Origin of the sequence: Haemophilus parahaemolyticus (assembly GCF_002015035.1) — a bacterium.
GTDB classification, from domain to species: domain Bacteria; phylum Pseudomonadota; class Gammaproteobacteria; order Enterobacterales; family Pasteurellaceae; genus Haemophilus_A; species Haemophilus_A parahaemolyticus.
The window spans coordinates 21,901-33,711 of record NZ_MUXY01000022.1; the positions used below are offsets into that span (position 1 = coordinate 21,901).

12 protein-coding genes are annotated in these 11,811 nt (G+C 40.7%); 2 read left to right on the top strand and 10 right to left on the bottom strand.

What is annotated here, in order from left to right; all coding sequences use genetic code 11:
* Positions 1 to 86 precede the first annotated feature (86 nt).
* Together B0185_RS09345 and mpl are read left to right on the top strand one after the other, a co-directional pair.
* Complete coding sequence (locus B0185_RS09345; protein ID WP_005707035.1) at positions 87 to 824, top strand: glutathione peroxidase; 738 nt, start codon at positions 87 to 89, stop codon at positions 822 to 824.
* Between the two features lie 124 nt (positions 825 to 948).
* A complete protein-coding gene (mpl, locus tag B0185_RS09350) occupies positions 949 to 2,313 on the top strand; it encodes a UDP-N-acetylmuramate:L-alanyl-gamma-D-glutamyl-meso-diaminopimelate ligase (protein ID WP_005707023.1) in 1,365 nt (454 codons plus the stop codon).
* Here the strand turns inward: mpl and B0185_RS09355 are convergent.
* From B0185_RS09355 to B0185_RS09400, 10 genes are all read right to left on the bottom strand, one after another.
* The gene (locus tag B0185_RS09355) at positions 2,248 to 3,444 is read right to left on the bottom strand and encodes an amidohydrolase (RefSeq protein ID WP_050855332.1); all 1,197 of its coding nucleotides are present in this window, start codon (positions 3,442 to 3,444) and stop codon (positions 2,248 to 2,250) included. The two genes, mpl and B0185_RS09355, sit on opposite strands and share 66 nt — an antisense overlap.
* Before the next feature lie 8 nt (positions 3,445 to 3,452).
* Complete coding sequence (locus B0185_RS09360) at positions 3,453 to 4,778, bottom strand: MmgE/PrpD family protein (protein WP_005707022.1); 1,326 nt, start codon at positions 4,776 to 4,778, stop codon at positions 3,453 to 3,455.
* On the bottom strand, positions 4,778 to 5,530 hold the full coding sequence (locus tag B0185_RS09365) for an amino acid ABC transporter ATP-binding protein (RefSeq protein ID WP_039863360.1): 753 nt from the start codon (positions 5,528 to 5,530) through the stop codon (positions 4,778 to 4,780). Before B0185_RS09365 ends, B0185_RS09360 begins: the two co-directional genes overlap by 1 nt.
* Positions 5,531 to 5,548: 18 nt before the next feature.
* On the bottom strand, positions 5,549 to 6,220 hold the full coding sequence (locus B0185_RS09370; RefSeq protein ID WP_005707017.1) for an amino acid ABC transporter permease: 672 nt from the start codon (positions 6,218 to 6,220) through the stop codon (positions 5,549 to 5,551).
* A 74-nt stretch (positions 6,221 to 6,294) separates the two neighbouring features.
* Entirely contained in the window at positions 6,295 to 7,095 is an 801-nt protein-coding gene (locus tag B0185_RS09375; protein WP_005707008.1) for an amino acid ABC transporter substrate-binding protein, read from the bottom strand.
* Positions 7,096 to 7,104: 9 nt separating this feature from the next.
* On the bottom strand, positions 7,105 to 7,632 hold the full coding sequence (locus B0185_RS09380; protein WP_005707007.1) for a GNAT family N-acetyltransferase: 528 nt from the start codon (positions 7,630 to 7,632) through the stop codon (positions 7,105 to 7,107).
* 7 nt (positions 7,633 to 7,639) lie between these two features.
* Positions 7,640 to 9,004, bottom strand: coding sequence for an adenylosuccinate lyase (gene purB / locus B0185_RS09385; RefSeq protein WP_005707060.1), 1,365 nt, complete (start codon positions 9,002 to 9,004; stop codon positions 7,640 to 7,642).
* A 196-nt stretch (positions 9,005 to 9,200) separates the two neighbouring features.
* Positions 9,201 to 10,649 carry a molybdate ABC transporter ATP-binding protein ModF gene (modF, locus tag B0185_RS09390; RefSeq protein ID WP_005707028.1) on the bottom strand — a complete coding sequence of 483 codons (1,449 nt, stop codon included), beginning with the start codon at positions 10,647 to 10,649 and terminating at the stop codon, positions 9,201 to 9,203.
* 100 nt (positions 10,650 to 10,749) lie between these two features.
* A complete protein-coding gene (locus B0185_RS09395) occupies positions 10,750 to 11,355 on the bottom strand; it encodes a NapC/NirT family cytochrome c (protein WP_005707065.1) in 606 nt (201 codons plus the stop codon).
* A gap of 11 nt (positions 11,356 to 11,366) precedes the next feature.
* Positions 11,367 to 11,795 carry a nitrate reductase cytochrome c-type subunit gene (locus tag B0185_RS09400; RefSeq protein WP_005707052.1) on the bottom strand — a complete coding sequence of 143 codons (429 nt, stop codon included), beginning with the start codon at positions 11,793 to 11,795 and terminating at the stop codon, positions 11,367 to 11,369.
* Between the last annotated feature and the right edge of the window lie 16 nt (positions 11,796 to 11,811).

Consider the following 11,811-nt stretch of genomic DNA (forward strand, 5'->3'; position numbering starts at 1 on the left):
TATCAATAGAATAAGATGAATTATGGCATATTTATCTATAAAATGCGTGCGATTTTTAATTCTTATTTATTTTTTGGAGAAAAAATATGTCTTTAAAAGATATGACAGGTCAAAAAGTGCCTTCTGTTACATTCCACACACGTCAAGGCGACACATGGGTTGATGTGACTACAGATGAAATTTTCAACAACAAAAAAGTGGTTGTTTTCTCATTACCAGGTGCATTTACCCCAACTTGTTCATCAACTCATTTACCACGTTACAACGAATTAGCAAAAGAGTTTTATGCATTAGGTGTAGATGAAATCGTTTGTTTATCAGTAAACGATACATTCGTTATGAACGCATGGAAAGCGGATCAAGAGTGCCAAAACGTGACTGTGCTTCCAGATGGTAACGGTGATTTCACTCGCGGTATGGGTATGTTAGTAAGCAAAAATGACTTAGGCTTCGGTGACCGTTCATGGCGTTATTCTATGTTCGTGAACAACGGCGTAGTTGAAAAAATGTTCATTGAACCACAAGAACCAGGTGACCCATTCAAAGTATCTGATGCAGACACAATGATCAAATACTTAAATCCATCTTGGGAAGCAAAACCATCTGTGTCAATCATCACTAAACCAGGTTGCCCATTCTGTGCAAAAGCGAAAGCATTGTTAGAAGTGAAAGGTTTCCCATACGAAGAAATCGTATTAGGTAAAGATGCTTCAACAACTTCTGTACGTGCAATCACTGGTCGCACATCTGTACCACAAGTATTCATTGGTGGTAAACACATTGGCGGTAGCGACGAGTTACAAGCATATTTCGATGTAAAATAATTGAAATAACTTTATAGAGAAAGGCTAAATTCTTCGGGAATTTAGCCTTTTTTGTTATACTTCATTCAATTCTCCCTTTTTAGTAAAGAAGGGGATTTATTTTTACAATTAAGAGAAGACTTCAATGAACCGAAAACACATCCATATTCTTGGTATTTGTGGCACTTTTATGGGCGGTGTGGCGATGATCGCACGCGAGCTAGGCTACAAAGTGACAGGCTCAGACACCAATGTTTACCCGCCAATGAGCACCTTTTTAGAAACACATGGCATTGAAATTATCCCTAACTACGATGTGGCTCAACTCCAACCCGCACCCGATTTAGTCGTGATTGGTAATGCAATGAGCCGCGGTAACCCTTGTGTGGAATATGTCTTAAATCATCAGCTTAATTACACTTCAGGTCCGCAATGGCTACACGACCATCTCCTTAAAGATCGCTGGGTGCTTGCTGTTTCAGGCACGCACGGAAAAACGACCACTACGGGAATGTTAGCGTGGATCTTAGATCAAAACCAAATCGACACAGGCTTTTTAATTGGTGGCGTTGCGGGCAATTTCGGCATTTCCGCACGAGCAGGTTCAAGCAAATTCTTCGTGATTGAAGCGGACGAATACGATTCTGCCTTCTTCGACAAGCGGTCGAAATTCGTGCATTATTCGCCAAGAACCCTGATTATCAATAACATCGAGTTCGATCACGCCGATATTTTTGAGAACTTACATGCGATTCAACGCCAATTTCATCATCTCATTCGTACCATTCCAAGCGAAGGACGTATTTTGGCAGCAAGCGACGATCAAAACGTACAAAATACACTAAAAATGGGAACATACAGTGAAGTGCAAACGATTGGTGAAAGCAAAGAGTGGTTTGCTAAACCATTGAATGCCGATTGTTCACAATTTGAAGTATATCATTTGGGTGAGAAAGCAGGCGAAGTGCATTGGAATATCATTGGCCGCCACAATATGCATAATGCATTGATGGCAATTGCCGCTTCACAGCATGCAGGAGTGAGCATTGAAGGGGCTTGCAAAGCATTAGGTTCATTCATCAATGCTAACCGCCGATTGGAAGTGAAAGGCGAAGTAAATGGCATCACCGTTTATGATGATTTTGCCCACCACCCAACCGCAATTGAAGCCACAATCGATGCACTTCGTGGCAAGATTGGCAAAGATGCCCGCATTATCGCGGTTTTAGAGCCTCGTTCAAACACAATGAAAATGGGTGTGCATAAAGATGACATTGCACCAAGCCTACACGATGCACAAGCGGTCTTTATTTATCAGCCTGATACCATTCCTTGGAAAGTGAGCCAAATCACTGATGCATTAACTCAACCAGCGAAATGGTCAGCAAGCATTGATACGTTAGTTGAAATGATTGCCCAAGAAGCAAAAACAGGCGATCATATTTTAGTGATGAGCAACGGTGCTTTTGGAGGTATTCATCATAAATTGATTCAGAAATTGAATGGCTAATTCCGCCAAATAATAAGCCGTTGGAAATAAAACATCATCGTCAACACGGAATTGGGGGTGATGCAACGCATAAGGGCCGCCAGAACCGACCATCACAAATACACCTGGTACCTCTTGTTGATAAAAGGCAAAATCCTCACCGATTGGGCTAGCTTCGACAATTTTTGCCTCAAAACCGACCGCTTGTGCAACCTCTAGCGTGAGCGGAACCCATTGTTCGGCATTATTCACTGATGGTGGGCCTGCGTGCCATTCTAGTTCAATTGAAACTTCAAACGCCGCAGCGATCCCTGCTAAAAGGGTGCGGAAACGTTGCTCAATTTGCGTGCGAATTTCAGTATTAAAGGTTCGCACCGTCCCTTCTAAATAAGCACTATCAGGAATCACATTCCAAGTGTTACCACTTTGCACGTGGGTAATGGAAACTACCGCATTTTCGTGGGTCGCCACATTACGGCTAATAATAGTTTGTACGCTGCTGATAACCTGAGCTAATACAATAATCGGATCTTTTCCATCTTGCGGGCGAGCAGCGTGCGCGCCTTTCGCATGAATATGAACTTCAAAACGATCCACACCCGCAGTGAGTGCGTGCGGCTTTGTGCCAAGCGTACCAACAGGTAAGGTAGGATCATTATGCAAGCCAAAAATCGCATCAACACCTTTTAATGCCCCTGCTTTTAACACATTCAGTGCACCCAATCCTGTTTCTTCTGCCGCTTGAAAAAGAATTCGAACGGTGCCTTCTAGCTTATTTTCGTGCTGTTTAAGCAAAATAGCCGCCCCTAATGCTGCTGAAAGATGGAAATCGTGACCGCAAGCGTGCATTACGCCTTCTCGCTCGGAACTAAAAGGCACGCCTGATTCTTCCAAAATAGGCAAGGCATCAATGTCTGAACGTAACATCACCGTTTTGCCCGGTTTTGCGCCTTTGATTTCGGCAACTAACCCTGTTTTCAACGGTAAATCTAAAATCGTGATGTGATGTTTTTCTAACTCACTTTTAATTTTTGCGGTCGTTTCAAACTCCTCATTTGAAAGCTCAGGAAAACGATGGCGTTCTTGACGAAATTGGCGTAAGAAATCGGCTAGTTCTTGGTATTGTCGGATTAACTGATGTAATTTTTCCATACTGCTTCTCACAAAATAGATTGGTAGGTTTGAATAAATGCATTCATTTCGACGCCTTCTGGTAAAGCAGAAAGCGCTTGAGAAAAATCGCGATAGATGGCTTCGTTATTTATTGCTTGAGCCAATTTCTGGTTGAGTTCTTCACCAGAATAAGGCTTCATTGGGCTGCCTTTAGGGTAATCAGATTGCGCTTGTAAAACTGCACCGTTTTTTAACCGCATCACAATAGTAACGGCTCTTTTATTCTCGGGCGTTGCTTGATACAAGCGGTCGATTTTTGTCATCAACTTGCAAATATCAGGCTCGCATTCTGCTTGTTCAAAATGCTGAAAATCTAGCCTTTTACCGAGCAAAATGGCTGCCACCAGATATTCCGCAGAAAAACGCCCTTCACTTGGTTTTTGAACCGCTCGATAAATCAATGCTGCATCTGCATTTGGGTGAAAAAAGAGCAAAATTTGCTTAATCTCATTAGGATCATCCAATTCTTCTCTAAGCTGATAAGCTGCATCCGCAATGCCCGCAGCTGCTGAGCAATAGGGATAAGTTTTAAACCAGAGCTGATCGATTTGCCAATTTTCGCCCCATTTTTCAAGCAAGGCTTGAGGAGAACGTTTCTCTGTAAAAAGGGCAAAAAAACCAATATTTTCATCAAAAGCATTTTGCTCAAGCGATAATCCTGCCTCTATCCACTCCACCGCTTGAATCGCAGATTGTGCTGCCATTCCTGCGTGCAACGCTTTAATAGGAGAGCCAAAAACCATTCGCATACCTGATGCTTGAGTAGCAGCTAATGCAATGGCTTGAGCCAAAAAATCCTTTTTATGCAAGTAACATATCGCACAGGTTGCCGCAATTCCGCCAAGGGTTGCTGTGCTGTGCCAGCCTTTTAAGTAATGGGCAGGATTTACCGCTTTTCCTAAACGTGCCATCACTTCAACGCCAATAATGTAAGCGGTCAAAAAACGCTGGCTATTTACCAAAGACGATTTTTCAGAAGAAAGCGAGGCAAACAATGCACTTAAAATCACTGCTGAAGGATGCCCTCGAACATCAGAATGCACATCGTCATAATCTAATAAATGGGCTTGAAAACCGTTAAATAGTGCAGCTTGGCGCGCGGTTGCTTTTTGCTTTTGCCCAATAAGCCAAGCTTGTGGATTACCGCCTTCTTGATTTATCCACGCTTTAAAATCTTGCAATTTTTTGTGATTGCGAGCTTGAAGGCTTGCTGCAAAATAATCCATTATGCCTTGCTGTGCTTTTTTTAATGTCGCAGAGTCGGTAATCAGCGGGATGGATAAAATCTGCTCGGCAAAATCAAAAGCATTCATTAAATATAAAACTCGACTGGATCTGCAAATTGACGAACAAAACGTTTGGTTTGTTCTTGCTGTGGAAAATCGATCACTTGTTTTGCCGGCCCTTGCTCAACAATATGCCCATCTGCCATAAAAATGATCCGATCGGCAACGTGTTTCGCAAAATCCATTTCGTGGGTCACGATCACCATTGTGATCTTTTGTTTTGCCAACTGCTGAATAACTTGTAAAACTTCATTCACGCGTTCTGGATCAAGCGCTGAGGTTGGCTCATCAAACAATAATACTTTTGGTTTTACCGCAAGTGCACGCGCAATCGCAATACGCTGTTGCTGCCCGCCTGAAAGGGTAACGGGATATTGATTGGCTTGTTCTGAAAGCCCAACTTGTTTTAATAAACTTAAACCAAGATCCGTTGCTTCGGCTTTATTTAATTTTTGATTGACTAAAGGTGCAAGCGTAATATTTTCCAATGCAGTTTTATTTTTAAATAAATTATAACTTTGGAAAACCATTGCAGATTGATTGCGCAAAGCTAATTCTTCTTTCTTAGAATGCTGTTTTACATCTAATTCTGTTTCTGCAATTTTTATTATGCCATTATCTGGTTTTTCTAATAAATTTAAACAACGCAATAACGTAGATTTACCCGAACCAGATGGACCAATAATAGCAACCACTTCCCCTTCTTGAATAGATAAATCAATATTATCCAACACGATATTTTTACCAAAAGACTTGGTAAGTTTTTCAACTGAAATCATTGTAGTCATCTTAATTCCTTAACGTTTATAAGGGGAAGAGAGAATGCTTTCTAACCATTTTTGTGCCCAAGAATAAAGCACTACTGTCAACCAATAAATAATGCCAACGGCTAAATAGGTTTCAAAGAATTTATAAGATTCTGCCGTAATCAATTTACCTGCCGACAATAATTCTGGCACGCCGACAAAGAAGGCTACAGATGAATCTTTTAATAGCGAGATAAACATATTCCCTGTGCTTGGCAAAGCATTTACAAAGGCTTGTGGCAGAACGATATGGCGATAAATATTGGTAAGCGATAAACCCATTGCCATCCCTGCCTCACGCTGACCATTATCGACAGACTCCAAACCCGCACGGAAAATCTCAGCAAGATAAGCAGAATATTTCAGGCTAAAGCATAATAATGCTGCAGCCATCGCTGAAATCCCTTTTAGGCTTGGAAATAATTGAGGTAAACCATAATAAATAATAAAAAGTAACACTACCGTTGGCATACCGCGAAATAATGAAATATATAACGCAAGTAAACTATCTACAACCAACACTTTTTGCACTCGAATTAACGCAATAAATAAACCAACAATAATAGCAATAACAATCGAAATAATTGTAATAAAGAGTGTAGTAGGTAGATAAGTAACAATCTCTGGAAACACAGAAACAAAATAGCTAAAATCAAAATTCATTAGGTTTACCTTGTAAAAATTTCGTCTAAAATAACCGCTTGCACTCACCCTTTTAAAAATAAAGGGAGAGTATTTTATTTACTTGGTTCAGTAATATCTTCGCCATAATATTTAATGGAAAGTGATTTTAATGTGCCATTTTCTTTTAATTTCTGAATAGCTTGGTTAAATTCTTGGCTTAATTTTTCACCTTTCTCATTTTTCTCAAATGGGAAACCTACTTCTTCAATCACAAGCGGATCGCCCACTAATTTAAAAGGCAAATTACCGCGTTTAATTTCTGCTAATAAAATAGGTTTAGAATTTACGTAGCCATCTACACGTTGATAAACAAGGTCATACATTGCGCCATCACGAGTTTCATATGTTTTTACGTTGACTTCGTCATTTGGGAATTGTTTTTGAAGGTTTTTTAAATGGTTTGAGCCCAACACACCCGAAATCGTTTTGCCTTTAAGATCTTCATAAGTATTGATGTCTGCATTATCTTTATGGGTCACAATTTGGCTACCGTAGTAGCTATAAGGCTGGGTAAAGTGATATTTTGCTTTGCGCGCATCTGTAATTGCCACGGCATTCGCCACCGTATCTAAACGACCTGAATCAAGCTGCCCCATTAGACCCGAAAATTCTGCCGTCGTCCACTCCACTGTATAACCCAGCTCTTTAGCAATTGCTTCGGTTGTTTCGACATCAAAGCCGACTAATTTCCCTTCTTGTTTGAAGCCATTTGGATAACTTTGTCCTGTAGAACCAACTTTAAGTACTTTATTAGTGGCTTCAGCTTTTGCAGTTTCTACTTGCTTTTCATCACAACCTGCAAGAATAAAAGTGGCTGCAACTAAAGTAGTGATTGCGGTAGTTTTAAAAGACATAATGATCTCCTAATTTTTTTGGGTATGATGTTGTTGATAATCTTCAAATAAAGTTTGGTTTAGAATTTTACGGTAATAAATCGTTGTATGATCTGCAGTTAAATCTGCACGCCCAACCTCTTCAAAACCTTGGCTTAAATAAAACTGAGAAAGCCAAGGATGATTTTCTGCAGTACCTAAAGTCACAAAAGGCACTTTAAGCTGCTGTAATAAAATGTGCTTTTCCACCCAGTTTAATAGCTGTATGGCTAAGCCCTGTTTTTTATAGTCAGGATGAGTAGCAAGCCAGCCAATATGCGGTACCCCAAAAGGGCCTGGGTTATTACCCCAAGGTAAACGCAAACTTATCGAGCAAACTAATTTGCCTTGAATAAAACCGCCAAAAACTAAATTTGTGCGTAAATGTTGTGAAATCGTGGCTAAATCTGCCGTTGCAGCGGCAAAATGAATACCTAAATCTAAAACGGGGCGATAAGCCTGATGCAGTAACTTTTGGTAGACTTCCGCATTTTCTCTCTCTAGTGCTCGAATTTCCATATCGCAATTATTCCTCTAACAAGCCAGACTGCTCTGCATAACGAATAACGACATTCACTTTTTCAGGTGCACTCCCTAAATAATTTTGTGAAATGAGCCACTCAGAAATTTCTTTTTCACTAAATTCCGCTTTAATCGCTTCATTTTCCAAAAGTACTTTTTTGAATGGTTGCTCTTGTTCAAAAGCCTGCATTGAACATTCATAAACAAGGTGATGAGCGGTCTGTTTTCCTAATTTTTTTCCCAATTCAAACATAATTTTTTCGGAAAGAAGTAAACCGTTTTGTAACTCTAAATTCTTCATCATTTGAGCGGCATTCACTTTCATTCCCTTCAAAACCGCAAGGGCAATTTGTAATTGCGCAGAGAGATAAATATTCATTTCTGGCAAAGCAATCCATTCTGCACGCCAGCTCATCGCATCACGCTCGTGCTCTACACGCATAGATTCGTGAATAAGGGCAACGCTTTTAAAAATCGGTGAGGTTAAACTTGCTATTCCCTCTAGTGCCGCAGGATTACGCTTGTGTGGCATTGTGGAAGAACCAATTTTTCCTGCTGAAAACGGCTCTTCGATTTCGTTAATTTCGGTACGCATTAAGTTGTAAAACTCATTAGCGATTTTACCTAAAGTACCGCTAATTAACGCCACGACTGAAGCATATTCAGAGAAACGATCGCGTGCTGCTTGCCAGCCAATATTCGGTGTATTTAAGCCAAGTAGTGTTAACGCTCGCTCCTCCACTTCTGGGCCTTTTTCACCAAAAGAAGCGTATGTACAAATTGCGCCGCTAATATTGCCCACTAAAACACGTTCACGAATTTCATTTAAGCGCTGTAAATGGCGAACAAACTCATCTAGCCACACCGCCAGTTTAAAACCAAAAGTTGTCGGTAATGCTTGCATTCCGTGCGTGCGCCCCACCATTGGTAAATATTGATATTTTTTTGCCAGTTGTTTTAAGGCTTGTGCCACTAAACAGCTATCACGTTGCACAATATCAAAGGCTTGTTTTAATTGAAGAGCGGTTGCGGTATCCACAATATCTTGGGTGGTTGCACCATAATGAATATATTCACCCGCTTCACCAGATTGGCGTTGCAACGCATTGATGGTTGCCATAAAGGTATGCTTTAACTTGACAGATTCATCTGCAAGTTGATTAAAATCGAGCGCATTAGCATCTACAGATTTTGCGATTTTCTCTGCCGCTTCTACAGGAATAACACCCAGTTCGCCTTCCGCTTTTGCTAGTGCGACTTCAACTTCAATTTGTTGACGTAAGCGATTTTCTTCCGACCAAACAGCACGCATTTCAGGCGTACCAAAGTTATTACCAAGGGTTAGAAAATCAATTACGTGAGCAGCCATTTTGTTTTACCTTTACTAAATAAATTTTGGAATGGCTTGATTCTATAAATCTTTTTTATACCAATCTAATAATTTATCTAGCCATAATATTCCATAAAGTTATATGAAGGGAAGGTAAAAAAGATACTAAGAAGAGAAGTAGAAATAATAAAGGGCATCTCTGCCCTTCAATGATAAGAAATTCAACCTGAAAAAATTAACCCAATTCTGCCTGTCGATAAACATAGCCTATTTCGCTCGGTACAAACTCTAATAAATGGGTTAAGCAGTTTGGTGCATCAGCATCTTGGTGAGAAACAAATAGCAACTGTGTTTCACTATTTTGTACCAGCTGTTCGATAAATTGCTTCACGAGTTGGCGATTTAACCCATCTAAACCTTGCAGTGGTTCATCTAAAATCAGAATGGGCGGGTGTTTGATCATCGCCCGTGTAATCAGCAACAACCGTTGTTGCCCCCAAGAAAGAGAGCGGAATGGCGTTTGGGCAAGATTTTGCAAGTTTAATCGAGCAAGCCACTCCATCGCTTTCATTCTCACACTTTCGGGAATACGTTGATAAACGCCGATGGAGTCAAAAAAGCCCGAAACAATCACTTCTAACGCAGAGCAATTCACGCGATAATCCATATGCAATTGGCTGCTTACGTAACCAATGTGCTTTTTGATTTCCCAAATGGTTTCCCCAGTTCCCCGTTGGCGACCGAACAATTTAACTTTGTTCGCATAAGCCTGCGGGTGATCGCCTGTGATAATCGAAAGCAAGGTAGATTTCCCCGCACCATTTGGGCCTTTAATCCACCAGTGTTGCTGCGGTTGCATCGTCCAAGTTAAATTATCAATAATTTTTTGCTCTCCATATTGAATAGTTACATTTTCTAGCTCAAATGGATTCCCTTCAATTTTCTCTTTTGCCGAGAGGCTTCCTGGCAGAGAGGCGTGCATATTTTCTTCTGCAAATTTTAGCTGAGAATAGACCGCTTGTTGCTCAACATTCGCCCTTTTACCTTGCAAAATCAGCTGCAAACTATCCAACAGTGCAATATGGGTTGCACAAGTAGGAATATCTCCAAAACGATTAACAATCAGTACTACTGTCATTTTCTTACGAATTTCCATCATTAATTGCTGCCAATAACGTTGAGAGGCTTGATCTAACCCTTCAAAGGGCTCGTCCAAAATCAATAAATCAGGCTCACTGACCAACATTTGACAAAACAGTACTTTGCGACTCTCACCCGTAGAAAGTTGCATAAATGGGCGCTCAAGCAAAGAGGTAATCCCTAATTTTGCTGCGTATTCTTCACATAACTTTTCATTTTTTGTGTCTGCTAAAATCACTTGGCGAGCGGTGAGTCCAAAATCATCAGGGCTTACAGTATCGTTATTGCGATCATTAAAAATCGCTTCCATTATTTTCTGTTGCTGCTCAAAAGAGAGCATCACAATGCGTTGAAAATCATTTTGCAGCTCACCAGCCGAATAAAGAATTTTTCCGCATAATGCTTGAGCTAAGGCAGATTTCCCTGAACCATTTCCGCCCACAATTGCCCAGAAATCGTTGGTTTGAATCGTCAGATTTTCAATGTTGAGTTTTTTTCGTTGATCGAGTAGAAAGGTGGCATTTTGAAGATGAAGTTGTGTCATAATATTATTCTCATTCTGTTTTTTTCACTTTAACAAAAAGCGGCTCAAAATGGTAAAACTTTTACCAAATTGAACCGCTTGTTGTTTCTAGCTATAGAAATTATTTCTTCTCTTCCGCTTTAATCATATCCGCAGGAATAAAGGATTTTTGTACTTTTTCCATATGTGGCAGATTGTGGGCAATACCTTTATGGCAGTCGATACAAGTTTTGTTTTGCTCTTGTGCCAAGGCGTGCATTTGTTGTGCTACCGTTTTTTGTTGGGTGAAGTCCATATCATCAAAGTTGTGGCAGTTGCGGCACTCTTTTGAGTTGTTGGCTTTCATACGTGCCCATTCACGTTCTGCCATTTCTAAGCGGTGTGCTTCGAATTTCTCTTTGGTATCCACTTTGCCTGTGATGTGTGCATAAACTTCAGTCGAAGCCTGCATTTTGCGGATCATTTTCGGCACAAATTCGTGTGGCACGTGACAGTCAGAACAGATCGCTTTCACGCCTGAACGATTGCTAAAGTGGATTGATGCTTGGTATTCCGGCACAACATCGTTCATATGACAATCCGAACAGAATTGCTCTGTGTTAGTCATTTCCATCCCTTTGTTAAAGCCAGCTGAGGCAATTAAGGTGCCAACACCGATGATAATAATTAATGTACCAATTGCTAATTTACTTGGCGTACGAAGCCAAGTACAAATTTTTTTAATCATTTCGTTGCTCCTTATTTGCCTTGTGCCTGGCGAATAGTGTCAAATTTATTTTGAATAATTGGGTTTACGTTTGCTTGCTGCACATGGCATTGTAAGCAGAAGTAACGGCGCGGTGATGTACCCTCAGTGCGTTTACCATCGCGATCTAAGAAATGGCTTTCTGGCACACGTGGGGCACCTGTAGTTGGGGCAACATCAGGTGAGTGGCAGCCCAAACATTGGTTGGCATTTTTCGTTACTTGTAAACCACGAATGCTATGTGGCACGAGTGGCGGCTGGTGTGGGAAAGTAATCGGAATATTACCCACATCTTTAGGAGGGGTGGTAAAAGCTGGGGCAATACTTTCTGCCGCACCTTCAATATTATTTGCCACTTTTGGGGCATCTGCTAAAGCCACACCCGAAAGTGCCATTAGCATTACAGCAAGGAATTTTTTCATAAATCACTCCATTACA